Raw genomic sequence first — 24,507 nt, 5'->3', positions numbered from 1 at the left:
ATGTACCTTTACTCGTGGGTTCGGACGTTGATGAACTCCGCCCGCAGCTTGGAGTAGAGGATGGTCTGGCTGCTGTACAGCCCACAGTAGCCGGAGATCAGATAGCTGATGGAGCAGGCCATGGCGAAATACAGCAGATCGCCGGAGCCGAACAGCTCCACACTGAGGATGATGGAGGCCAGCGGGCAGTTCACCGCCCCGCAGAACACCGACACCAGCCCCATAGCGGCCCCGAAGCCCGCCGGAAGGCCCAGCCAGCCCGCCGCCACGCAGCCGAAGGCGGCTCCCACGAAGAAGGAGGGTACCACCTCGCCGCCCTTGAAGCCGCACCCGATGGTGATGGCGGTGAAGAGCAGCTTCCACACCCATGCCCACGGATCCGCCTGTCCGGCGATGGCCCGACCGATGACCTCCATGCCTGCGCCGTTGTAGTCTCCATTGGTAAGCAGCGTCAAGCCGATGAGCACCGCCGCTCCCACCGCCACCCGCAGGTAGGGGTTTTTCAGCGTCCGCTTCAGCAGACGCTCCACTCCGTGGAGCCCCCGGCAGAACAGGATGCTGACCACGGCGCACAGCAGCGCCAGCACCATCACCAGCAGCATGGTCCGCACCTCCAGCCCCGGAACCGTCACCGTGAACCGGGTGGGCGGCACCCCCATGAGCACCGACACCAGATAGCCCGTCAAGGCCGCCGTCAGGCACGGCACCAGTCCGGCATAGTACAGAACGCCCACGCTGATGACCTCCAGCGCAAACACCGTGGCCGTCAGGGGTGTGCCGAACAGGGCGGCGAACACGCCGCTCATGCCGCACAGGGTAGCCAGCGGCAGATCCTTCTCCCCCAGACGCAGCAGCCGCCCCGCCTGATAACCGATGCCGCCGCCGATCTGCAGGGCAGCGCCCTCACGGCCGGCGCTGCCGCCGCACAGGTGGGTGATGACCGTGGACACGAAGATCACCGGCACCAGCAGCCCCGGCACCTGTTCCCCGAAGTGGACGGAGGCGATGACGTCGTTGGTACCCTTTCCCTCCGTTTTGGTGAGCCGATACAGCCCCACGATGGCAAGGCCCCCCACCGGCATCAGGTACAGCACCCACGAATGGGCCAGACGCACCTGTGTGGCGGTGTCCACGCCGATGTGGAACAGGGAGCCAATGATCCCGCCCACCAGTCCGATGACACCGCCCAACACCATCCATTTCAGCAGCGTCACCGCATATTGTCCGATGTGGGCCACCCGCTCCTTCAGCCGTTCCATGTCCCGTCCCTCCGCTTTTTTACAGTATCTTTATATCCTGTCTGTTATATCATTTCCTGCGGCGCCTGTCAATCGCCGCCGCTGCCGCCCTACGAAATTTTTGTCAAGCTGAAAATCTTTCAGCCCATCTCACATTTTTTATTTTTCCCTGTTGATTCTCACGACGGGATGCACTATAATATGGGTAACTGGCAAAAACAAGGAAAACAACGCTTGAATGGAAAAAGGAGGAACCACAAGATGAAATACGGTCGTACATTCAATTTCTCCGCCGGTCCCGCTATGATGCCGGAGCCCGTGCTGGAGGAGATCCGGGACGAGATGATGAACTACCGCGGCAGCGGTATGTGCGTCATGGAGATGAGCCACCGCTCCAAGGTGTTCCAGCAGATCGCCGACGAGGCCGAGGCCGACCTGCGCAAGCTGATGCACATCCCCGACAACTACAAGGTCCTGTTCATTCAGGGCGGCGGCACTGTACAGTTCGCCATGGTGGCCATGAACCTCATGAAGAACGGTAAGGCCTGCTATGTGGAGACCGGCGCATGGTCCAAGAAGGCCATTGCCGAGGCCAAGAAGTTCGGCGAGGTGGACGTCATCGCCTCCTCCAAGGATAAGAACTTCTCCTATATCCCCGATTGCAGCGATCTGGACATCCCCGACGACTGCGACTATGTCTACATCTGCGAAAACGAGACCATCAACGGCACCACCTGGAACAAGCTGCCCAACACCAAGGGCCATGTGCTGGTGTCCGACCAGTCCTCCATGTTCCTCTCCCGCCCCTGCAACGTCTCCGACTACGGCCTGATCTGGGCCGGTGTGCAGAAGAACGTGGGCCCCGCCGGCATGGCCGTGGTCATCATCCGTGAGGATCTGATCCGTGACGATCTGGACCCCAAGACCCCCATCTACCTGATGTACAAGACCCATGCCGACAACGGCTCCATGTACAACACCCCCAACTGCTGGGCCATCTACTGCTGCGGCAAGGTATTCAAGTACCTGCTGAACATGGGCGGTCTGGAGGAGATGGAGAAGCGCAACATCGAAAAGGCCAAGGTGCTGTATGACTTCCTGGATTCCTCCAAGCTCTTCAAGGGCGCCGTGGTGCCTCAGGATCGCAGCCTCATGAACGTCCCCTTCGTCACCGGCGACAAGGATCTGGATGCCGCTGTGGTGGCCGCCTCCAAGGAGGCCGGCTTCGACAACCTGAAGGGCCACAAGTCTGTGGGCGGTCTCCGGGCCTCCATCTATAACGCCATGCCCAAGGAGGGTGTGGAGGCTCTGGTGGAGTTCCTCACCAAGTTCGAGGCTGAGCATCAGGCGTAACGTCTGTCTCTCGGGACGCAGGTCCGGAAAACCGGACAAATCGCCACATTCCGACAATAAAACGTATCATCGAAGGAGAATATTACTATGCGTATTCTTATTACAGACGGTATGGACAAGGCCGCCATGGCGCAGCTGCGTGAGCTGGGCCACGAGGTGGTGGAGCAGTTCTATGAGCCGGATCAGCTGGGCGCCGCCCTGCGGGACTTTGACGCCGTGGTGGTCCGCTCCAAGACCAAGGTCCGTGCCAATCATATCGACGAGGCCAAGGGCGGCAAGCTGAAGCTCATCATCCGCGGCGGCGTGGGCGTGGACAACATCGACGTCAAGTACGCCGAGGAGAACGGCATTGCCGTCCGCAACACCCCCGGTGCTTCCTCCCAGTCCGTGGCGGAGCTGGCCATGGGCCATATGTTCGCCTGCACCCGCTATATCTCCATCGCCGGTCATACCATGCGTGAGGGCAAGTGGGAGAAGAAGGCCTACGGCAAGGGCATCGAGCTGCAGGGCAAGGCTCTGGGCATCATCGGCTTCGGCCGCATCGGCCAGCATCTGGGCGTCATGGCCAAGGCCATCGGCATGAACGTCGCCGCTTACAGCACCACCCGCCGTCCGGAGGTGGAGGCCAAATTCGGCATCCCCTATGTGACGCTGGAGGAGCTGCTGGCTCAGTCTGACTTCATCTCTCTCCACGCTCCCGCTGCACCCGGCGCTCCCCTCATCAACGCCGATACCATCGCCAAGATGAAGGACGGCGTGGTCATCATCAACACCTCCCGTGGTGCCAACGTGGACGAGGACGCCCTGCTGGCCGCTCTGGAGTCCGGCAAGGTTCGGGCCGCCGGTCTGGACGTCTACGCCGACGAGCCCACTGCCAACGCCGCTCTGTACAGCCATCCCATGGTGTCCTGCACGCCCCACATCGGCGCTGCCACCGTGGAGGCTCAGAAGCGCATCGGCACCGAGATCGTGGATATCATCCGCAGCTTCTGATCTCCCTATTATGCAAGAAAAGAAGGGGTACGGCAGAGCCATACCCCTTCTTTTTCACCGCCTCGCAAGAATGCAGCCTGTGAGCACCGCTCACAGGCTGCATTTTCGTTTCTCTACTTACGGTCGTTTCCACCAGCTGCCGCCGCCTCTAACGCCGCCGGAGTCCCCAACGCCGCCGGAGTCCTCAGCGCCGCCGGTATCCGGCGTGGTGGGATCTGTCGGATCCGTGGGGGTCGTCGGTTTGGTGGGGGTTGTCGGTTTGGTGGGGTCGGTAGGTGTCACCGGTGTGATGGCCTTCTGGTGCGCCGGGCAGATATCATCCTTGGGATCGTTGGGCGTAGCGGAGCCGTCCAGCACCTTCAACAGGTACTCATGGTCCCTGGCCTTGATATCGTTGAACAGCGCCCGGTTCCAGTCCAGCACCGCCACCTGCTTCACCTTGTCCTTGGGGCAGTACTGGGTGGCAATATGCTTCCCCTCGGTGCAATAATCCACCATCTTGTGAACGTTACAGGTCGCCGTGGGAGCCGTATCCGCCGCCACCGTCACGGTGCGGACACGGTTGCCCCGCAGGTCCTTGGTGCAGGCATCCGTGGCCAGCAGGCCGCTGTCGGAGCACACCGTCACCTGCGTCAGGCCGGTGCAGCTGTCGAAGGCCTTGTCCTCCAGATCACCATGGATCTCCCGCATCACCTGCTTCCACAGCTGCGCCGAGCCGTTGCCCATACCGTAGGACAGCTCATCGTTGGACTCATAGCCCGTCCATACCGCAGCGCAGTAGTAGGGGCTGAAGCCCACGAAATAACGGTCCCGGTTGTCATCCGTGGTACCGGTCTTACCGGCGATGGTCATGCCGGAGAAATATGCCTCCGTACCGGTACCGCTGGTGATAACGCTCTCCAGTATATCCCGCAGCAGATAGGCGGTAGTCTCCTTCATGGCGCTGTGGGCGGAGGTCTCGTTCTCCATGACGACATTCCCCTCGGAGTCCTCCACCCGCAGCCATGTCCGGGGCTTGGTGTATACGCCGTCGTTGGCGATGGCGGCATAGGCCGCAGCCATCTCCTCCGTGGTGACACCCACATCGTAACCGCCCAGGCCCATGTTACCGGACTGCTGGCTGTCCCGCTGGGTCAGGGTGGTGAAGCCCAGCTTCTCCACCATATAATTATAGGAGGCCGCCGAGCCGTAGCTCTCATTGACCCGCACGGCGCAGGTATTCAGAGACTCCACCAGCGCCGTCCATACGGTGGTCAGGCCGTAGAAACCGGAATGGGAGTTCTTGGGCCATGCGCCGTAGCCACTCAAATCCCGGACAGGATAGTCGTCGATGGCGGAGGCAGCGGTGATGGTACCGTCATCCAGCGCCGGGGCATAGTCGGAGATGGGCTTGGTAGCAGAACCGCACTGCCGGGGCTCCGTGGCCCAGTTCCAGCCACGGTCCACCGTCTTGGCGCCCAGACCGCCCACCATAGCCACCACGTTGCCGGTGGAATTGTCCACCAGCGTGATAGCCGCCTGCAAGGGCTTGCCGTAGTCATCAGTATACTCCACCAGATCGCTGTTTTCAAAAACGCTCTCCGCAATGGACTGGAGCTTGCTGTCCTGCAGCGTATAGATCTTATAGCCGCTGCTGTAAATCTTGCTGACGGCCTTCTCCTGTGCCGTACGGACGTTGCCGTTCTCGTCGGGTGCATCGTCCTCCAGCCCCAGCTTCTCCACCAGCGCCGCCGCCACATCGGAGATGACCTGATCCGTATAATAGGAGTTGTTGGCGGTGGACTGCACGGTGGGCTTCTCCGGGGTCTCCTGATCCTCCGTAGGCTCGGTGAAATTGCCGAGATTCGTATACCCGTCGCTGAACTGGACCTCCTCCGCCACGGCGGCATCGTAGGTGGCCTGATCGATCTTCTCCTGACCGAGCATCTCGTCCAGGATGGTCAGCTGCCGCTCCCGGTTGTTCTCACGGGCCCAGTCGCTGAGCAGAGGATCATACATGGAGGGATTGTTGGTGATGCCGATGAGACAGGCACACTCCGCCAGCGTCAGGTCCTTCACATCCTTGTGGAAGTACATCCGGGCAGCCGTCTGCACGCCGTAGCACTGCTCTCCCAGATAGATGGTGTTGAGATACATCTCCAGGATCTGGGACTTGGAGTAATCCTTCTCCAGCGCCAGCGCCCGGTAGATCTCCGTGATCTTCCGCTTCACCGTCACCTGATTGTCGCCGGTGACGTTTTTCAGCAGCTGCTGGGTGATGGTGGAGCCGCCCTGTGCGCCGCTGCCGGTCAGGGTCCTGGTGATGGCCCGCAGGGTCCCCCTCCAGTCCACCCCGTGGTGGGTCTCGAAGCGCTTGTCCTCGATGGCGATGGTGGCCTCCTGCAAATACTTGGGGATGTCCCCGATATCCACCCAGATGCGGTTTTCATCGCTGAACAGCGTCTGATACATCTCCCATGTCTCGCCGTCCGTCCCCAGACGGTACAGCTCCGTGGATACCTTCCGGTCATATTCGGACATATCCGCCTCTACGTGGCCCTTCAGGGACTTATTGATGTAGGTCATGAAGATCCCCACAAAAATGGCCATGGTCAGCACGCCCACCAGCACGATGGTGCCGATGACGCCCCAGACCCTCTTGGCCCGTCCCTTCCCTCGGTTTTTCCTCTGATGGGCGCTCTGCTCTGCCTTATCACGGTCGTTGGAGTGTTCTTTCATGGACAGCGCACCTCACTTTCTGTTTCGTTGTTCCGGCCGCCGGGCGGCCTCAGGCTTTTTATACGGCTTCTCCCTGCCGCTCTGCTCCGGAAGGTCCCGGCTGCGGCAAAAAGCACATATTAAACCAATATAAGAGTTATTTTACCACACCTGTCAACCGATAAAAATACCTTTTTGCGTAAAAAACGCAATCATCGTATCCTTTGACCCGGCACATAGGTTCCGTTTTGTGCTGCTTTTCCAATTTTTGTGCGGAAATCGGCAGCGCCGCCCTCTTGCAATTTCTGTGGAAATCCGTTATAGTAGGGGGACATCAACCTATGCAGGAGGTATTTTCTCATGAGCGATGAGTTTGGCCCCAGCTTTATCACCCTCACTGACGAGGACGGCAACGATATCGAGCTGGAGTATGTGGACGCACTGGAGCACGAGGGGCAGACCTATATGGCCTTCTTCCCCGCCGTGGAGGACGAGGCGGACGAGGAATCCGAGGACTATGGTCTGGTGATCCTGAAATCCGTCACGGAAAACGGCGAGGAGCTGCTCAGCACGCTGGATGACGAAGCGGAGCTGGAGAAGATCTATGATCTGTTCATGGAACAGCTGCTGGCCGACGAGGAATAAAATTCCTGACCATTTCTGCAAAACCCCCTTTTATTTTCCCACCGGGTCTGTTATAATAGGGTTGTCGCCGGAAGGCGATGGTCCCGCAGGGATGTGACGGGTCTTTTTTATCCTCACATTTTGTTATAGGGGATGTCGGATCAGTATGTGGATCGCAGGCCTCCCGGCTGCCGTCTGCGGCTGGAAGTTGGAAGCGGTGAAGCACGCTGGAGACAACCCACCTGCTGAAACGGTGCAGGTTATAACTTGGCCCCCACGCCCGGCGGGACAACTGGTAAAAGCCCGGTCAGCTCCGGAATGCCTCCGGAGCTGACCGCTTTTTCGGCCTATGGCCGGATAATTTCCGTTTCCCCCTTGCACAGCAGACAGATTTCCTGTATAATCACAATTAACTTTACGAAGTCGGGTCGTAATGACCCCTATTTTGAGAGGATGAAACAACTATGAGCGCATCAAGAGAAAAGAAGAACCGGCAGGAGGTCGCCGCCAGCGGCGTCGCAGACCCCAAGACTGCCCGTCAAGCTCAGGAGCAGGCCAAGGAGCGCCGTTCCAACCGGCTCTATGCCATCATCGCCATCGCCTTTGTGGTGGTCGCCATTGGCCTGGTGGTGTGGAACTCCAACATCATCCAGCGCGGCACCACTGCCGTCACGGTGGAGGGCGAGTCCTATTCCGCCGCCGAGGTCAGCTACTACTATCACAATGCCTATAACAGTATCGTCAACTCCAAGTATGCCAGTCTCTACGGCATTGACAAGAATACCTCCCTGTCTCAGCAGAGCCTGAACGACACCGCCAAGATGATGTTGCGTGTCAGCGAGGACATGACCTGGGACGCCTACTTCCGTGACGCCGCCAAGAAGAGTCTCATTCAGCTGACCATGCTGAAGAAGGGCGCCGCCGAGAAGGGCATGACCTTCAACGACGATATGCAGAAGGAAGTGGACAGCACCGTGGAGACCTTCTCCACCTATGCTAAGAAGGCCGGCTACTCCACCAGCGCTTACCTGAAGCTGATGTACGGCAACAACATGACCATGTCCACCTTCAAGAGCATTCTGAAGGACACCCTTCTGGCCTCCCACTATCAGCAGGACTACATCGACAGCCTCACCTACACCGACGAGGAAGTGGAGACCTACTATAACGAGCACAAGAACAACTTCGACGTGGCCGACTACGAGTACATCTACTTCAAGGGTACTGCCGACTCCACCAAGGATGCCGACGGCAACACCGTGAAGCCCACCGACGAGGAGAACGCCGCCGCCAAGGAGGCTGCCTCCGCCAATGCCAACGCCGCTCTGGAGGCTGTCCGCAACGGTCTTCTGATGGAGAAGGCCGCCGACAACTACGATAACGGCACCTACACCGACCGTCCCACCGGTACCTACAGCGGCGACGCCGTCACCGAGTGGGTGTTCAACGAGGAGCGTCAGGAGGGTGATCTGACCCTCATCGAGAGCGGCGACAACTACTATGTGGTCCTGTTCCACAGCCGTGGCCGCAACGACTACAACACCGTGGACGTGCGCCACATTCTGTTCAAGGTGGATACCTCCGATCTGGACAGCAAGGCTGACGACTATCAGGAGAAGCTGGACGCCCGCAAGGCCGAGCAGAAGGAGGCCGCCGAGGCCGCTCTGAAGAAGTGGGAAGACGGTGCCAAAACCGAGGATAGCTTTGCCGAGCTGGCCAATGAGCTGTCCTCCGACACCGGCTCCAACACCAACGGCGGCCTGTATACCGAGGTGTATAAGGGCCAGATGGTCACCGAGTTCAATGACTGGTGCTTCGACGAGTCCCGTCAGCCCGGCGACACCGGCATCGTCTACAACGAGGGCAGCTACACCGGCTACCATGTCATATACTTTGTGGGTACCGACGCCCCCTATTGGCAGGTGCAGGTCCGCAACGCCATGAAGAACGCCGACTACACCCAGTGGAACAACGCTCTCGTGAAGGATATCACCGCCACCGAGACCTCCGGTATGAAGTACCTCGCCTGATGAATTTCCAAAAAAGACCGGCCTCGGCCGGTCTTTTTTGATACTGCTTTGAAGCAAAGGAGCCTATTTATGCACGAACAGTTTTTGCGCACCGAGATGGTGCTGGGCCAGCCGGCGCTGGAGCGCCTGCAAAGCGCCCATGTGGCCGTGTTCGGTCTGGGCGGCGTGGGCAGCTATGCCGCCGAGATCCTGGCCCGCTCCGGCGTAGGTGAGCTGACGCTGGTGGATCAGGACACCGTCAGTGTCACCAACATCAACCGCCAGCTCTGCGCCCTCCACTCCACCGTGGGCCAGTCCAAGGCGGAGGTCACCGCCCGCCGTTGCCGGGACATCTCCCCCAGCGCCGTCATCCACCCCATCTGCGCCACCTACGACGCCGCCCATCGGGAGAATTTCTTCTCCGCCCAATATGACTACATTGCCGACTGCATCGATCTGGTGACCTGCAAGCTGGATCTGATCCAGCAGGCCATGGCCCGAAGCATCCCCATCCTGTCGGCGCTGGGGACCGGCAACAAGCTGGACCCCACCCTGCTGCGGGTGACGGACATCTCCCAGACCAGCGGCTGCCCGCTGGCCCGTGTCATGCGGAAGGAACTGCGCAGCCGTGGCATCCGCCACCTGAAGGTGGTGTTCAGCCCGGAGCAGCCTGCCGCCACTGCCCAGCTGGAGGCCCCCTCCCCCGGCCGCCGCAGCGTCCCGGCCAGTGTGCCATGGGTCCCCTCCACCGCCGGTATCCTGCTGGCCGGCGCCATCGTGCGGGACCTCATCGGATGAGGGGCGGCGACATCGCCGGACTGCTGATCCGGCAGGCCCGCCTTCAGCGGGACTGGAGTCAGGAGGGTCTGTGCCGTGGCATCTGCGCCCCCTCCTATCTGTCCAAAATCGAGCAGGGCAAGGCCGCCCCCTCCCCGGAGGTGACGGAGCTGCTGCTGCACCGGCTGGGTCTTGTCTGGACTCCGGAGCCGGAGGGCTTAGCGCCCTGCTGGAAGGCCCTGCTCTCCGGCAGCCCGAATTTCGATTCTCTCTATGAACAGCTGGTGCAGCCCCGGCGGGAGATTCTTGCATTCAGTCCGCTGGCAGCGGACGCCCTGCTGCTGGATGCCTTTTACGCCGACGAGATGCGCCCTCTGCCGGTGGAGTGGGAGCCCTTTCTCTCCACCCGGCAGCTGGCCTTACAGCGAGGCCTGCAAGGCCGGTGGGAGGAAGCGGTGCGGCTGGAGCCGCTGCCGCTGCTGGCTGCCCACTACGGAGAGTTCCTCTACGCCGAGGGCGAATACACCGCCGCCATCGAGGTGCTGCGGGACGCCTACCGCTCGGCATCGGACGCCGGCTACCCCCACCTGATGCTGTCCTGCCGCCTGTGGATGGGCAACTGCTACTCGGATCTGGGCCGCATGGAGGAGATGCTGACCCACTACTCTGTAGCGGAGCGTCTGGCAGAAGCCCTGAGGGATACCGGCAGCTTGTCTGCCCTCCGCTACAATGTTGCCTCCACTCAACTGGAACTGGGTCAACCGGAAAAGGCCCTGCCCTACTTTGCCTCCCTCCCCCGCCCCGGCTTTCTGGACCTGCACAAACTGGCCATCTGCCACGAGCAGTTGGGCCATCGGGAGCAGGCGCTGACCGCCGTCCAGCAGGCGGAGCCTATGGCCTCCGGCGAAATGGAGCAGCGGATGCTGGCGCTGGTGCGCTATCGGCTGGAGCACCCGGACTACCTCCACGACGATACCTACGGCACCCAACTTCTGGACTGCTTCCAGCGTCTGCGAGACACATATCCTATGGGCTTCACCCGTTTCCACCTGCCGTGGGTGCTGGCGTGGTACAAGGCCAACCGTCAGTACCGTCAAGCCTGCCGCCTGTTGGAGGAGTTTCCTGCAAAATAGCATTTTTGCCCCATTAAGAGGGTCATCACGGGAATAACTTTCCCACGATGGCCCCCTTTTCTTTTGTAAGCAGCTGTGGGATAATCATAGCAGTGAGGTGAACGCTATGAAACAAACTCTCTGGACACGGAATTTTACCCGCATCACCGCCGCCACGACGCTGGGCGCTGCCGGCGGCATCATCAGTCAATTCGCCCTGTCCTTTCTGGTCTTTGACGAGACAGGCAGCACTCTGGCCTCGGCGCTGGTGGTGGCCATTCAGCTGATCCCCATGGTGCTGCTGCCGCTGGTCGTCGCCCCCATGATGGACCGCCTGCCCCGCAAGCCCTTTCTGGTGTGGGGCGACCTGCTCAACGGCTTGTGCTACGCCGGGGCGGGACTGTTCCTGCTGCGCAGTGCCTTCTCCTACACCGCCTATCTGGCCTTTTCCCTGCTGGTATCGTGCCTTGCAGCCTTCGATGAGCTGGCCTACAACAGCTTCTACCCCCTGCTGCTGCCGGAGGGGCAGGAGGAGCGGGCCTACACCGTCTCCGCCATGCTCTATCCCATTCTGAAGGTCCTCATGATGCCGCTGGCGGCGCTGCTGTACGACACCTTAGGCGTGGGACGGCTGCTGCTGATCCAAGGCGCACTGTCGGTGCTGGCCGCCCTCATCGAAAACCGCATCCATGTGCAGGAGAGCCGCCGGGATCAAGAGCCGCTGCTGTCCCTGAAAACCTGGTGGCGGGACATCCGGGAGGCCGCCGCCTATCTTCGGCAGGAGCACGGCCTCCACGGCCTCTATGAGTACATGGCCGTCACCAACGGCATGGCCATGGGCTATTCTCCCCTGCTCATCGCCTTCTTTCGCACAGCGCCGGGCTTCACCACCGCCATGTACTCCTTCTTCTCCGTGGCGGAGTTTGCCGGGCGCACCATCGGCGGCGCCGTCCGCTACCGCTACTCCCTGCCGGAGCGAAAGCGATTCGGCTTCCTGTTCGGGGTGTATCAGACCTACGAACTGATGGACACCTGCCTTCTGTGGCTGCCGTATCCCCTGATGCTGGTGAACCGAGCCGTCTGCGGCTTTCTGGGCATCCAGAGTGCCACCATCCGGCAGGCGGCGGTGCAGCGCTACATCCCCGACCGGCTGCGGGCTCGGCTCAATGCCTATGAGTCCATGCTCTGCACAGCGGCGGGAGCGGTGCTGTCGCTGGCCATCGGTGCTTTGGGCGAGGTGCTGGACTATCGGCTCTGCATGACCATCTGCGGCTTGATCGTCATGGCGGTTTGCTGGCTGACGGTATTCCTGCGGCGGCGTCAGGTGCAGCTGGTGCTGACTGACCGCCCCGGCGAGACCCCGTCCGATACACTTTCATAACGCTCCATTCTAAAAAGAAGGCCCCAAAGGCTTTGCCTTTGGGTCCTTCTTTTTGCTCGATTCCATCAGCGCTGAAGGCGCTTGCCGCCGTGACGGGCCACCGCCTCGTCCCGCTTGCCGGAGGTCTGCCGCCGCCCGGTCTCTGCAGGCCGCTGTACCTCCGCCGCAGGCTCAGGTTTCGGTATCTCTACCGCAGGCTTAGGCACCTTCACAGGCTCAGATACCTCCGCAGACGCAGGCTTTTCCGTCAAGGTGGGGACTTCCTCCTCCATCGCCGCAGCCTGCACCGATTCGGTGGGAGCTTTCTCTCCCACATTCGTCGCCATGCATCTCCCGGTGGGGGATTCTTCCGTTTTCTCTCCCTTTCGGCGTCGCAGGGGGAAGATGCACAGCAACGCCAGCACCACAGCAGCCCCCAGCACCAGATACAGTCCCGGCGGCCGGCTGATATAGCCGGACACATAGCCCAGACCATCGATGCCCCACAGGGGCTGCCCCAGCACATTGTCCCAGTAGACCGGGGCTCCCTCCACATAGAAGAAGCGCCGCTCTGTGTCCACGGAACCGATGACGCCCCCCTCCAGCGATAGGTCACTGTCCGTGACGTAGGCGATGGTGTCCCCAAGCTGCAGCGTCTCCGGCTGCTCCTGCCGCACGTACAGCAGCGCCCCGGCGGACCACGGAAGCCCCTCCATGTCCGCCGGTACCACATAAGGCGTGATGCCGAAGGCCCGCACCCCCATGAGCCCCGCCGCCATCAATAGGATGCACAGGGTCAAAAGCGTCGCCAGTACGCCGCATATTCCTCTGAAAAACTTTCTCATGTTGTCTCCGCTCATTTCCACAGGCTGCCGCATAGGTGTTTTTTATCATCTTACCATGTTCCCGCCCCAAAGACAAGCCCTTTCGCTATCCTCCTACCCCTTTCGCAGCTCCTTTTCCAGTTTCTCCAGCGCCCGCTTCTCGATGCGGGAGACATAGCTTCGGCTGATGCCGTATACCGCCGCCACCTGCCGCTGGGTCTGGGGCGGATGCCCCTCCAGCCCGTACCGCCTCCGGATGATGTCCGCCTCCCGCTCCGTCAGGCAGTCCCGCACCAAGCGCCGCAGCAATAGCTGCTCCTCCCGGTCCTGCAGGTCCGACAGCATGGTGTCGTCGGTCCCCACCACGTCCAGCAGATACAGCGAGCCCCCCTCCTTATCCGTGTCGATGGCGTCGGACAGGGACACCTCCCCCTGCAGCTTCCGCTGGGAGCGGAAGTACATAAGGATCTCATTTTCAATGCACCTCGACGCATAAGTAGCCAGCTTGATGCCCCGGTCTGCCCGGAAGGTGTTGACGGCCTTGATGAGTCCAATGGTGCCGATGGAGATCAGATCCTCCTGATTGTCCGCCTGTGTATAGTATTTCTTGATGATGTGGGCCACCAGCCGGAGATTGTGCTCCACCAGCCGGTTCCGAGCCTCCAGATCCCCCTGCGCCCACCGCTCCAGACACGCCCGCTCCTCCTCCGGCGGCAGCGGCCGGGGGAACGAACCGGGATTCCCCGTCAGACGCAGGGACAAAAACAGGCTGTTGGACAGCAGCAGCAACGCCGCAGACAGCATACAGATCCCTCCTCTTCTGCCAGCCTATGCCCTCAGAGGAAGTCCCTATGCTTGCCGCAGCGCCAGAAGTGGGGTACAATACATTGCAGAATAATTAAAACGTTTCTATCTCCATCAAATTTTCTGGAGGATTTTATGGGTTTCATCTATCAGGAGGCCAATGCATACGGCGTAGAGGCCTTGGTGGCCTTGGAGCGCCACTACACCCCCACGGAGGAAAAATACTGCACCGCCGTCACAGAGGCCGTCCGCATCTGCGACACCTACGGCATCCCGGAGCGGGAGCTGGTGCCGCAGGTGCGCCATATCGCCGCCGCAGAGGAGTACCTGCTGGAGCACCTGTCAGAGGACGAGGAGACGCTGCAATTCCTGTTCACTCCTCTCTCCGGCAGCAACACCTGTCTGGCATGGTTTCTGGTCTGGGATTATGTTCGCCCCGGCGGCGAAAAAGCTTATAAATATACAGGCCACACACCCCAGCAGCGGCTGCGGGACATCATTTCCGCCGTGGGCCAGTATCAGGAGGACCCCCTCCCCCCGCCGCAGCAGCTGAACACCGGTGACTACACCCCCATCGCCGTGGAGGTCACCTGCGATCACGACCACACCACCCGCACCGAGACCCCTGCCACCTGTACCGAGGACGGCTCTGTCACCGTCGTCTGCGATGACTGCGATGAGGTACTGTCCACCGAGACGCTGCCCGCCACCGGTCACAGCACCGTGGTGAAAAACGCCAAGGACGCCACCTGCACCGAGCCCGGCTACACCGGCGATAAGGTCTGCACCGTCTGCGGCGAGACCGGCGAGACCGGCGAGGTCATCCCCGCCGCCGGCCACAGCTACAAGGACGGCAAGTGTACCGTCTGCGGCGCCGCCGATCCCAACGCCAACAGCGGCGGCAATACCGGCAATGAGGCCACCGACAGCCCCAACACCGCTGACGGAGCCGCCATGGGCCTGTGGCTGAGCCTCATGACCGTGGCCGCTCTGGCCGGAGCCGTTCTGGTTCTCGGCAAGAGGCACCGGGCCTGATTCCCCCCTTTCGCAGCGCTCCTCTTAGGCGATAAAAGCCCTTGGCGGCACAGCCTCTTGGCGGCGTAGCCCCTTGGCGGCGTAGCCCCTTGGCGGCAAGGCTCCTTGAAATAGCGCATCTCTCTTTCTGTAAAGGCGGAGGGGGGACCCAGTCTGTAAAGGCGGAGGGGGGACCCAGTAGGGTCCCCCTCCGCCTTTTGCTTTTCCGAATCCACCCGGCTTCTCCGCCGCCGCCTGATTTCCCGCTGCTTCCTGATTTTCTCGATACCGTTTCATCTTCTGATACGATTCGATTTTTGCTGCCGCTTTTCCCTGATGCCGCCACGCTGCCAGAATCGAAAAATCCGGAGCGGCTCTGTGACCCTTCTGCGCCCCAGTATTTTCTCCATGCGAAATATTCAAAAAATTCATGCTCCCAGCAGGAAAATTTTTCCGAAAAATCATTGCTATTTCTCCGGATCTCGTATATACTGGGAGGTGTATAGGTCATCCCTCCCTGCGCCGCAAGCAGGTGAGCTCTCCTCCTGTACAGCCGCATCCGGCGGCAAGCAGGCGGGGAAGGCAATTTTGCCTTCCCCGCCTTTTTTTGCTGTTTTTCTATTCTGCCGGTATTCGTATTTTCAGCGTTGGCATTGCTCCGTATTTTCGCTCTCACGGCTCTGCTATCGTTCCGGTACCTGCGCTTTCGGCACTGCTGCCGGACCGGCTTTTGCACTTCTCCGGCTTCTTTGATTGGCCCGATATTCCCCCGTTTCCGACTCTGTCATCGGCATGAATCCCGCCTTTTCCCGGCGCTGCTATCATCTCGGCTCCTGCTTCTTTTCGGTGCCGATCATATGCCGGTATTTTCTCTTTTTCGGAATCGATAGCAGTCCGGAGCTTGGAAGTTTTTTCTCTGCCGGTGTTCCGTTCTTGGATTTCAGAGGGGGCTGCTTTTATCCCTTTGGGTTTTTGCGCTGTCGTTTTTTCGGTCTGCATCCGCCGGTTTTGTCCAGTTACTGCCCCATTTTCTGACCTTGGAGCGTCCCGGTTTTTGTCCAGCTTTTGTCCAGCATTGGACACCTTTTTGTCCAGTCGCCGGTGGTGCCTCCCTTATTGAACCTCTTTGGGAAGCTTCTTATCCTCCGGTTTCGATCCGCAGGGGGCCTTCGGTTTTTTATCCTTCACCAAAATGAACGAGGTGATGAGCGCCGTCAGGGGGACCGCCAGAATGACGCCGATGCTGCTGGCGATGCCGCTGATGACCTCCGTGGCCATATAGGGGGAGCTGATGAGTTGCCGGGGATCCAGCCCCAGCGAATACAGATAGATGATGAAGGACAGGCCGCTGCCCAAAAATGCCAGGATCAGGGTGTTGGTCATGGTACCTACCATATCCCGGCCGATATTCATACCGGAGCGGAACAGAGCCCGGCCGTCCCGGTCCGGGGCCACGGTATGTACCTCCGTCAGCGCAGAGGAGATGCTCATGGCCACGTCCATCACGGCGCCCAGCGCACTGATGACTACCCCCGCCACCAGCAGGCCCCGCAGGCCCAAGGGCGTACCCGTCTGCCGCAGCTGCAGCAGCGGTTCCACATCCGTCAGCCGCAGGCCGTCGATCCGCAGAAGGCTCTGAGACAGCAGGCCGAACAGCAGCGCCAGCGCCGTACCGGCCACCGTACCCAGCGCAGCACACACCGTCTTGCGGCACACGCCGCCCAAGATCACCATCGTCACCACGGTGATGTAGGCGCACACCAGAAACACCGTCAGCAGCGTGGACGCTCCCTTCATCAGCAGGGGGATCAGGATCCAGAACAGGCACACCAGCGTCACCGCCAGCGCCACCAGAGACTTGGCTCCCACCTTGCCGCCAACAGCCACTGTTGCCAGCAGGAACAGGCCCACGGTCACCGCCAGACCCACCGCCCGGTCATACTCGTACACCGTGGCGGTGTGGCTCCCGTCTCTATAAGTGGAGATCAGCAGCACCGCCCGCTGCCCCACCTTCAGGGGCTGGCCGTACAGCGGCCCCACATAGTTATACACCTGCATGGTCTCGCCCTTGTACTGGCCGGAGCGCACCTGTGCCAGCAGCAGCTGCTCCCCCCGATAGCCGCCGTCGGCCACGGTATCTGCCTCGGTATTGTCCGACAGGATATCCGTGACGACGCCGGTCTCGTACTCGGCATATTCATCCCCTCGGGGCTGGGGCTGCTCAAAGGTCACAGCCGCCATCCGCACGACGATGAACAGCACCAGCGCCGCCGCCAGAATGACGCAGCTCCACCGGTTCCTGCTCCACCAGGCCCCGGCTGTCAGCCGGTCCGCATTCCCCTTCTTCCGCTTCATGGGCGTTTCCTCCGTCAATGATATTTGGTTACAGCATAGCAACTTCCGCCCCTGATGTCAATAGTGTTCACTAGTCAGCTACATCTGTCAATAGACTTTGCAGATATTATACAAACTTATTGCACGTTTCTGACAAAATCATTGAAAAAGGGGTAGCCATTTGGGCAGCTTTATGATAGACTGTTACCATCGGTCAAAGGCGGTATGTACGGCCAAAAGCGGCGTACACGGTTTTGACCGGCAGCACGATACACGAAAGGTTTGTCTTTGCTCAACGGTATCCCCCACAGTCTGCCTGTTTCAGCTGATCGGAGCCCTTGACGCTGCCTCCGTGCCAAAAACAGGATAGCTTGTGGAAGGTCGTCTGCCCGCCGGATGCGGGTCAGGCGGCTTTGTACTATCTCCGGGGGGACGGAAGGACAGAAGCAGGCCGCCGTGTAAACGTGTAATATTGAACAGGAGGGATCTCATTGAAGAAGAGAGGACTCAGCAGTCGGATCATGTCCGTGCTGCTGTCGCTGATGATGCTGCTCTCGCTGCTGCCCACAGCAGTTCTGGCAGACGAATCAGCGACAAAGACCTACACCAAGGTCACGTCCGCCGATGAACTGGTCACCGGCGAGTATGTGATGGTAGCCAACAACGGTTACGCCCCCGGTGTGCTGGACAGCACATGGGTCACGGCAGTGGCCGTGACAGCTGCCAACGATCAGGTCGTTGATCCCACGGGCGGCGTCTGGACGCTGACCGTGGACAAGAATGGTACCATTCTCAGCGACGCCAACGGCAAGCCCATTGCTCCCAAAGGCGGCAACAACAATGGCATTAAAAGCGGCAGCTACCGGTGGGCCGTGGATTTCGATGCCACCGACGGGACCTTTACCTTCGCCGGACAGGGCGATGACACGGTCAAGCTGGCCAGCAACGCCAGCGCCCAGAACAAGTTCCGTGCTTACAAAAATGAAACCATTACGAAGTCTCCCGGCGGCTACCCCTGCCACTTCACCCTCTATAAGCTGGGTGGCGGGCTGGAGCAGGTAGCTGCCCCCACCGGTACCGCCTCCGGCGATGTGAAGGTGGGCGACACCGTGGCCTTTGCCTGCAAGACGGCGGATGCCACCCTGCGGTACAAGGTGGATGACGGCGCCTATCAGGACTACACCGGCCCCGTGACCATCACCGCCTCCTGCACCATCACCGTCAAGGCTGTGAAGGACGGCATGACCGACAGTCAGGAGGTCGTGTTCACCTACAAGGCCTATCGTCTGGTGGACAAGTACGTCAAGACCGCTGCCCTCACCGGCGGCGACAAGGTGGTCATTTTCAACGCCGGCAACGGCTTTGCCGTCAGCTCCACCGTGATGAGCAATTACTACCTGACCCCCGTGGCCGCCACGGTGGAAAAGGATGTGCTGACTGCCAACGCCATGGATGCGCTGGTATGGGATGTCACCGCCAACGATGACGGCACCTATACCTTCACCCAGAACGACAAGACGCTGACGCTGGGTGAAAATAATGGCAAGTTCCATCTCAACATGGACGCCAAGGGCACCACTCGCTGGGATGTGGAGACCTGCAATGCCGAGAACGCCTCCTACTACCTCTCCGGCAGCGGCGTCACCGGGCAGTACGGCAAGGTCTACCTGGAATACTTCGCCAAGTTCACCGAGTTCTCCGCCTACTGCACCAGCACTGACCGGCTGAAGGAATCGGACTTCGGCATGACCTTCTACAAGCTGGCGCAGGAGAAGCAGTACGTGGACGCCACCCCGGAGCCTGATCCGGAGGAGCCCGCCACCGTACCCATCCGCACGGCGCTGGAGGGCGCCACCGACACCGAGTTCACCGTCAAGGGCGTTGTGACACTGGTGGACGGCCAGAACTACTATCTGCAGGACGCCACCGGTGCTATCTGTCTGCGGCTGGCCGCCAAGACCGATGAGATCGCTCTGGGCGACACCATCATCGGTACCGGCAAGCGGGCCGAGTTCAGGGGCATGGCGCAGCTGGGCAGCGGCACCTTCGTCAAGTCCAGCGGCCTGACCCTGAACGCCAAACCCACCACCATCGCCGCCCTGACCGCCGACGATGTGTGTACCTATGTGCAGCTGAAGGGGCTGGAGATCACTGAGATCTATGACAACAACGGTCAGTACGCCAACCCCAACGTCACCTTCAAGGATGCCGACGGCAAGACCATCCAGCTCTATAAGGCAGTTCTGCCCAAGAACGGCGACAGCTGGGCCTTTGCCGTGGGCGACAAGGTAGATGTTACCGCCGCCGTGGGCACCAACAACGGTACCCTGCAGCTGCGGAATACCGTTGCCGACGAGATCCGGGCCGCCGGTTCCGTCAATGACCCCATCACGGACGACATGATCCCCGACGGGACGCTCACCGTCAAGGAGGCCGGGGCCATCACCACCAAGACCGAAAATGTCTCCGTGGTGGGTCAGGTGGTGTATCACTACGGCAACGCCTATAACGGCGCTGCCAGCATCAGTTCCATCATTCTGGAGGACGTCATCGGCGGTGAGATCTACGGCTTCCAGGTCTATGATTACGCCAACCACGCCAACTATAAGGTAGGCGACGTGGTGAAGGTCACCGGCACCGTTAGCCTCTACGGCGGCGTGCCTCAGATGCAGTCCCCTGCCATGGAGGTGGTAAAGGCCGGCGTGGAGGCCATCCCCGCACAGGAGATCACCGTCTCCCAGATGGGCGCCGACTATCTCAGTGAGTACGTCTACATCAAGGACGTGACACTGGGTACCTACAACGCTTCCGGCAGCACCCCCGTCACCGACGCCACCGGCAGCACCAAGCTCTTCAAGGGTGTGCCGCTGCCTGCCAATACTACTGAGGCCGATGTCACGGCCCTGTACGCCTGCTGCTCCGCCTACAACGGCACCTATCAGCTCCGCAACGGCGCCAGCAGCGACTACGTCACCAACGTGACGCCTCCCACCACCGGCCAGCTGCCTCAGGCCGGCGATCAGGTGGTCATCTACAACCAGAACGCTGAGGCGGTTCTGGCGGAGCAAAATGACAACACCGACAGCCCCGCCATCAACAAGGCGGCCGCCACCATTGCCAACGGCAAGGCTGTCTGCTCCAACGGCGCCGTGGTCTTTACCGTGGAAAAGAGCGGCGAGTACTATCGCTTCCGCAACGACACCTACGGCTATCTGTGTGCCAACGGCACCGGCAACAACGCCTTCTATTCCCTCACCGCCAGTGAGGACGCCGACTGGCTGGTCCGGGAGTGCTCCGGCAACGTGGGCGGCTACGAAATGGAGAGCCGCACCGCCAAGTATAACGGCAAATACAGCCAGTGGCTGGAGTATTACAGCGACAGCTTCAAGGTGTACAGTATGTACAGCTCCACCGGTGATCTGGACTACACCATCTACTCCTTCTCCTTCTATCCCGTGGCGGAGGGGACGGAGCTGACCGGCGGCATCGTGAATATGCCCGCCGTGGTCATCGACCACCTGTATGACGCCTATGTGGGGCAGGCCTACACCTTTAGCTTCACCGTGGATGCTCCCTTCGGTGTCAAGGGCGACATGACCGCCACGCTGGCGGGCGAGGCCCTGACTGTCACCGAGGAGGAGGGTGTTTACACCGTCACCATCCCCGTGGAGAAGGTGACGGGCGACAAGCTCACCGTAACCATCAGCGGCGTGGACAATCAGGGCAAGGCCATCACCCGCACGGTGGAGATCCCCGTGAAGGACGAGCCGGTGTTCTCCGATCCCACGCCCATGCGGGGCGCTCAGACCGGCAGCGACAAGCGGCCCGCCATCTCCGTGGCGCTGGCCAATGCCGGGACGGAGCCCACCATCACCATGACGGTGAACGGCAAGACCGCGGACGCCGTGTATGAAGGCGGCCGTGTCACTTACACGCCCGCTGCCGACCTCACCGACGGCCGCACGGAGGTGGTGGTCACCGCCAAGCGTGCCGACGGCAAGGAGGCCAGCTTCAACTGGTTCTTCACCGTAGGCAAGACCCAGTATCAGCTGTACTTCGGTCAGCTCCACAGCCACACCCAGTATTCCGACGGCTCCGGTACGCTGACCTCTGCGCTGGACTACATCAAGAGCATCCCCGCCAGCGCCAACGTGCAGTTCGTAGCCTTCACCGACCACTCCAACTACTTCGACTCCAAGACCAATGCCAACGTGGAGGGCGCTCTGTATGACACCTCTCTGGTGAAGGATTCCGACGCCAACCACAGCTGGAGCACCTATAAGAGCACCATCGACGCCTTCAACGCCGAGAACGCCGGTTCCATCGTGGCGCTGGGCGGCTTCGAGATGACATGGTCCGGCGGCCCCGGCCACATCAACACCTTCAACACCCCCGGCGTGGTCTCCCGCAACAACACCACCCTCAACAACAAGACCGACGACGCCGGTATGAAGGCCTACTACGCTCTGCTGAGTCAGGCCGAGGGCGTGGACTCCATCAGCCAGTTCAACCATCCCGGCACCACCTTCGGCAACTTCAGTGACTTCTCCTACTGGGATCCCGTCATTGACAGCCGTATGTATATGGTGGAGGTGGGTAACGGCGAGGGCCAGATCGGCGCCGGCGGCTACTATCCCAGCTATGAGCAGTACATCATGGCGCTGGATAAGGGCTGGCATCTGGCTCCCACCAACAACCAGGACAACCACAAGGGCCGCTGGGGCAATGCCAACGACGCCCGTGACGTTATCCTCACCGACAACTTCACCGAAGATGGCATCTACGAGGCCATCCGGGCCCTGCGGATGTACGCCACCGAGGATAAGAACCTGGAGCTGGGCTACACCGTCAACGGTCAGATGATGGGCTCCAGCATCACCGAGGTCCCCGAGAAGCTGAATCTGGGGGTCACCGTCAACGATCCCGACAAGAGCGACTCCATCTCCAAGGTGGAGGTGGTGGTCAACTCCGGCAAGGTGGTCCACACCTGGTCCGACCCCGCCGAGCTGAATCAGGGCAGCCTGTCCGTGACGCTGGATCCGGATTACAGCTACTATTTCATCCGTGTCACCGAGGGTGACGGCGATCTGGCGGTCACCTCCCCCGTGTGGGTGGGTGAGAGCCTGAAGCTGGGCATCTCCAACATGGTCTGCGGCACCGCCACTCCCGTCACCGACGAGGAGCTGACCCTGACCACCACCCTCTTCAACAGCGAGGACACCGACGCCACCATCAAGTCCCTGACCTACACCATCGGCGGCACCGTCATCGGCGTGGATAAGGGCGAGGGCGACAAGGGCTACACGCTGGGCAAGAGCAGCACGCTGGATGTCTCCTTCCACTACACCCCCACCGCCGCCCGTGTGTTCACCGTTCAGGTCACCGCCGTGGTGGAGCAGAACGGCAAGGAGTACACCTTCACCAAGACCATCGATCTGGATGTGCTCAATGCGGATGCGCTGGTGTACATCGGCATCGACGCTTCCCACTACAACGAGTATGTGGCGGGCAACTATAAGGATTCCATGGGCAACTTCAGCAATCTGGCCGCTGAATACAGCGTCCGGACCGTGCAGCTGAACTCCAGCGAGGAGCTTATTGCCGCCTGCAGCAATCCCAAGTTCAAGGCTCTGATCCTCACCGCTCCCAGCCGCCGTCTGGAGGCCGCTCAGGCCGATCCCAAGACGTACAGCGCTGACGAGCTGGCGGCCATCGACGCCTTCAACGCAGCCGGAGGCACCGTCATTCTGGCGGGCTGGTCCGACAACTACGAGAACTACGACGTCATTCAGAGCAACCCCGCCATCAAGCACATGGCAGCCACCCAGAATGAGGTGCTGGCGGCCCTGGGCTCCAGCCTCCGCATCAGCGACGACGCCACCTATGACGACGTTCGCAGCGCCGCCGACGGCGTGGATAAGTGGCGGCTGTACTTCAGCTCCTACAACATGGACAACCCCCTGATGGACGGCGTGGAGGTCGATCCCGACCATCCCTATGACAAGCTCTACACCGAGCGCTTCAGCCACTACGGCGGCGCTTCCATCTATGCCGTGGACGCAAGCGGCAACGCCACCTCCGTTCTGCCCGCCACCGTGTCCCCCGTGGTGTATGGCCATGCCACCACCTACTCTGTGGACGTGGATCAGGACGGTCTGGGCGGCGCCGGTACGCCCAAGTATGCCTTTGCCGAAAACGACAGCCGCCTGATGGTCATGGCTACCGAGCAGCTGGAGGGCCGTGGCATGGTGGTGGTCTCCGGTGCGGCCTTCATGTCCAACTTTGAGGTGCAGGCCAGCATCAGCGACAACGGCTCCGAGAAGAACTACTCCAACTACAAGATCTGCGAGAATCTGCTGCAGCTCATCAACCCCGTGCAGATCACGCCCATCGCCGAGGTGCAGGCCCAGACCGAGGATGGCTACAAGTACACCATTGAGGGTGTGGTCACCTCCAACGCCTCCGGCTACGACAAGGAGACGGCCTTCTTCGACTGCATCTATGTGCAGGACGAGACCGGCGGCATCAACTGCTTCCCTGTGGCCGGCGGCTTCAAGATCGGCGACCGGGTGCGTGTGTCCGGCACCACCAGCTCCTATCAGGGTGAGCACCAGCTGGCCGTCACCGACATCGTCAAGCTGGGCGAGGGTGAGGCCGTGACCCCCAGAGAGGTCACCTCCACCCAGGTCAACGACGGCTCCGTGCTGGGCCAGCTCATCACCCTGAAGGGCTATGTGGTGGGCATCGAGATGGCCAACGGTCTGGTGCAGACCATTCTGGTTCGTGACAGCGCCGGTGTGGTGTCCCGTGTGTTCATCGACGGTTACATCTGCCCCAACGACGAGGTGAAGAACCTGGCACCGGGCTGCGAGATCTCCGCCACGGGTCTGGCCTCCTACGACAACACCTTCGTGCTGGCTGACGGCACCGCTATGGCGCCCCGTATCCGCATCAGCAACCGTGCCGACATCATCTGCACCGCCCACACCCACCAGTTCGGTGAGTGGGAGGTCACCACTCCCGCCACCTGCACCGGGGACGGCGTGGAGACCCGCACCTGCCCCTGCGGCGAGACGGAGACCCGTGTGCTCCCCGCCACCGGTCATACGGATGCGGACAAGGACGGCAAGTGTGATACCTGCGGCGCTGAGCTGAATCCCGTGGAGCCCGGCAAGCCCGATCAGCCCGGTAAACCCGGCCAGCCCACCGATCCCACCAAGCCCGCCACCGGCGACGAGAGCCGTCTGGTGCTGTGGGTCTCCCTGATGGGGATCACGGCCATGGCCGGTGCGGCCCTGCTGGTTGGCAAGAAGCGCCGGGGATAAGGGAAAATCTTCCGACGCATGACCACCCGCCGCAAGGCATAAG

Annotated in this window: 16 protein-coding genes and 1 other RNA gene; 10 read left to right on the top strand and 7 right to left on the bottom strand. The window is 60.9% G+C overall.

What is annotated here, in order from left to right; all coding sequences use genetic code 11:
- Nucleotides 1–8 precede the first annotated feature (8 nt).
- Nucleotides 9–1,259, bottom strand: coding sequence for a chloride channel protein (locus KJS28_RS01600; protein WP_213541479.1), 1,251 nt, complete (start codon nt 1,257–1,259; stop codon nt 9–11).
- 240 nt (nt 1,260–1,499) lie between these two features.
- Here KJS28_RS01600 and serC point away from each other — a divergent pair, with 240 nt between their 5' ends.
- Together serC and KJS28_RS01590 are read left to right on the top strand one after the other, a co-directional pair.
- On the top strand, nt 1,500–2,591 hold the full coding sequence (serC, locus tag KJS28_RS01595) for a 3-phosphoserine/phosphohydroxythreonine transaminase (protein ID WP_021858354.1): 1,092 nt from the start codon (nt 1,500–1,502) through the stop codon (nt 2,589–2,591).
- A gap of 87 nt (nt 2,592–2,678) precedes the next feature.
- A complete protein-coding gene (locus KJS28_RS01590) occupies nt 2,679–3,584 on the top strand; it encodes a D-2-hydroxyacid dehydrogenase (protein WP_213541478.1) in 906 nt (301 codons plus the stop codon).
- 117 nt (nt 3,585–3,701) lie between these two features.
- Here the strand turns inward: KJS28_RS01590 and KJS28_RS01585 are convergent, their stop codons facing one another.
- Nucleotides 3,702–6,302 carry a transglycosylase domain-containing protein gene (locus KJS28_RS01585; RefSeq protein WP_213541477.1) on the bottom strand — a complete coding sequence of 867 codons (2,601 nt, stop codon included), beginning with the start codon at nt 6,300–6,302 and terminating at the stop codon, nt 3,702–3,704.
- A 339-nt stretch (nt 6,303–6,641) separates the two neighbouring features.
- On the opposite strand from KJS28_RS01585, the gene KJS28_RS01580 reads away from it, so the two are divergent.
- From KJS28_RS01580 to KJS28_RS01555, 6 genes are all read left to right on the top strand, one after another.
- A complete protein-coding gene (locus KJS28_RS01580) occupies nt 6,642–6,926 on the top strand; it encodes a DUF1292 domain-containing protein (protein ID WP_213541476.1) in 285 nt (94 codons plus the stop codon).
- Nucleotides 6,927–7,003: 77 nt separating this feature from the next.
- Nucleotides 7,004–7,199, top strand: a non-coding RNA gene (gene ssrS, locus KJS28_RS01575) — 6S RNA.
- A gap of 170 nt (nt 7,200–7,369) precedes the next feature.
- Complete coding sequence (locus tag KJS28_RS01570) at nt 7,370–8,935, top strand: peptidylprolyl isomerase (protein ID WP_213541475.1); 1,566 nt, start codon at nt 7,370–7,372, stop codon at nt 8,933–8,935.
- Between the two features lie 69 nt (nt 8,936–9,004).
- On the top strand, nt 9,005–9,712 hold the full coding sequence (locus tag KJS28_RS01565; RefSeq protein WP_213541474.1) for a tRNA threonylcarbamoyladenosine dehydratase: 708 nt from the start codon (nt 9,005–9,007) through the stop codon (nt 9,710–9,712).
- Nucleotides 9,709–10,824 (top strand): helix-turn-helix domain-containing protein, encoded by a 1,116-nt coding sequence (locus tag KJS28_RS01560; RefSeq protein WP_213541473.1) that lies wholly within the window; start codon nt 9,709–9,711, stop codon nt 10,822–10,824. Before KJS28_RS01565 ends, KJS28_RS01560 begins: the two co-directional genes overlap by 4 nt.
- 106 nt (nt 10,825–10,930) lie before the next feature.
- Complete coding sequence (locus KJS28_RS01555; protein ID WP_213541472.1) at nt 10,931–12,184, top strand: MFS transporter; 1,254 nt, start codon at nt 10,931–10,933, stop codon at nt 12,182–12,184.
- Between the two features lie 65 nt (nt 12,185–12,249).
- Here KJS28_RS01555 and KJS28_RS01550 read toward each other — a convergent pair whose 3' ends face one another.
- Nucleotides 12,250–13,008 (bottom strand): ABC transporter permease, encoded by a 759-nt coding sequence (locus KJS28_RS01550; RefSeq protein WP_213541471.1) that lies wholly within the window; start codon nt 13,006–13,008, stop codon nt 12,250–12,252.
- Between the two features lie 93 nt (nt 13,009–13,101).
- Nucleotides 13,102–13,791, bottom strand: coding sequence for an RNA polymerase sporulation sigma factor SigK (sigK, locus tag KJS28_RS01545; protein WP_021858344.1), 690 nt, complete (start codon nt 13,789–13,791; stop codon nt 13,102–13,104).
- Nucleotides 13,792–13,926: 135 nt separating this feature from the next.
- Here sigK and KJS28_RS01540 point away from each other — a divergent pair, with 135 nt between their 5' ends.
- Entirely contained in the window at nt 13,927–14,826 is a 900-nt protein-coding gene (locus KJS28_RS01540; RefSeq protein WP_213541470.1) for a hypothetical protein, read from the top strand.
- A gap of 24 nt (nt 14,827–14,850) precedes the next feature.
- On the opposite strand, the gene KJS28_RS01535 is transcribed toward KJS28_RS01540, so the two are convergent.
- The 3 genes from KJS28_RS01535 to KJS28_RS01525 form a co-directional block, all read right to left on the bottom strand.
- Nucleotides 14,851–15,270 carry a hypothetical protein gene (locus tag KJS28_RS01535; RefSeq protein ID WP_213541469.1) on the bottom strand — a complete coding sequence of 140 codons (420 nt, stop codon included), beginning with the start codon at nt 15,268–15,270 and terminating at the stop codon, nt 14,851–14,853.
- A 207-nt stretch (nt 15,271–15,477) separates the two neighbouring features.
- Nucleotides 15,478–15,804: a hypothetical protein gene (locus tag KJS28_RS01530; protein WP_213541468.1), complete on the bottom strand. Its 327-nt coding sequence runs from the start codon at nt 15,802–15,804 to the stop codon at nt 15,478–15,480.
- Between the two features lie 114 nt (nt 15,805–15,918).
- On the bottom strand, nt 15,919–17,160 hold the full coding sequence (locus KJS28_RS01525; RefSeq protein WP_213541467.1) for a YibE/F family protein: 1,242 nt from the start codon (nt 17,158–17,160) through the stop codon (nt 15,919–15,921).
- Nucleotides 17,161–17,630: 470 nt separating this feature from the next.
- Between KJS28_RS01525 and KJS28_RS01520 the strand changes: the two genes are divergently transcribed.
- Nucleotides 17,631–24,464, top strand: coding sequence for a CehA/McbA family metallohydrolase (locus KJS28_RS01520; protein ID WP_213541466.1), 6,834 nt, complete (start codon nt 17,631–17,633; stop codon nt 24,462–24,464).
- Nucleotides 24,465–24,507 lie beyond the last annotated feature (43 nt).

The sequence above is a fragment of the Vescimonas coprocola genome, assembly GCF_018408575.1.
Classification (GTDB): Bacteria; Bacillota; Clostridia; order Oscillospirales; family Oscillospiraceae; genus Vescimonas; species Vescimonas coprocola.
Note: the sequence above shows the minus strand (reverse complement) of the source record. Positions and strands in the feature narration are given on the sequence as shown.

Bases quoted from the DNA above. Each gene is read 5' to 3' on its own strand.
- KJS28_RS01590 (WP_213541478.1), top strand. From the start codon at position 2,679: ATGCGTATTCTTATTACAGACGGTATGGACAAGGCCGCCATGGCGCAG.
- KJS28_RS01585 (WP_213541477.1), bottom strand. From the start codon at position 6,302: ATGAAAGAACACTCCAACGACCGTGATAAGGCAGAGCAGAGCGCCCAT.
- sigK (WP_021858344.1), bottom strand. From the start codon at position 13,791: ATGCTGTCTGCGGCGTTGCTGCTGCTGTCCAACAGCCTGTTTTTGTCC.
- KJS28_RS01580 (WP_213541476.1), top strand. From the start codon at position 6,642: ATGAGCGATGAGTTTGGCCCCAGCTTTATCACCCTCACTGACGAGGAC.
- KJS28_RS01525 (WP_213541467.1), bottom strand. From the start codon at position 17,160: ATGAAGCGGAAGAAGGGGAATGCGGACCGGCTGACAGCCGGGGCCTGG.
- KJS28_RS01555 (WP_213541472.1), top strand. From the start codon at position 10,931: ATGAAACAAACTCTCTGGACACGGAATTTTACCCGCATCACCGCCGCC.
- KJS28_RS01540 (WP_213541470.1), top strand. From the start codon at position 13,927: ATGGGTTTCATCTATCAGGAGGCCAATGCATACGGCGTAGAGGCCTTG.
- KJS28_RS01570 (WP_213541475.1), top strand. From the start codon at position 7,370: ATGAGCGCATCAAGAGAAAAGAAGAACCGGCAGGAGGTCGCCGCCAGC.
- KJS28_RS01535 (WP_213541469.1), bottom strand. From the start codon at position 15,270: ATGATTTTTCGGAAAAATTTTCCTGCTGGGAGCATGAATTTTTTGAAT.
- serC (WP_021858354.1), top strand. From the start codon at position 1,500: ATGAAATACGGTCGTACATTCAATTTCTCCGCCGGTCCCGCTATGATG.
- KJS28_RS01560 (WP_213541473.1), top strand. From the start codon at position 9,709: ATGAGGGGCGGCGACATCGCCGGACTGCTGATCCGGCAGGCCCGCCTT.
- KJS28_RS01600 (WP_213541479.1), bottom strand. From the start codon at position 1,259: ATGGAACGGCTGAAGGAGCGGGTGGCCCACATCGGACAATATGCGGTG.
- KJS28_RS01565 (WP_213541474.1), top strand. From the start codon at position 9,005: ATGCACGAACAGTTTTTGCGCACCGAGATGGTGCTGGGCCAGCCGGCG.
- KJS28_RS01530 (WP_213541468.1), bottom strand. From the start codon at position 15,804: ATGCAGACCGAAAAAACGACAGCGCAAAAACCCAAAGGGATAAAAGCA.
- KJS28_RS01550 (WP_213541471.1), bottom strand. From the start codon at position 13,008: ATGAGAAAGTTTTTCAGAGGAATATGCGGCGTACTGGCGACGCTTTTG.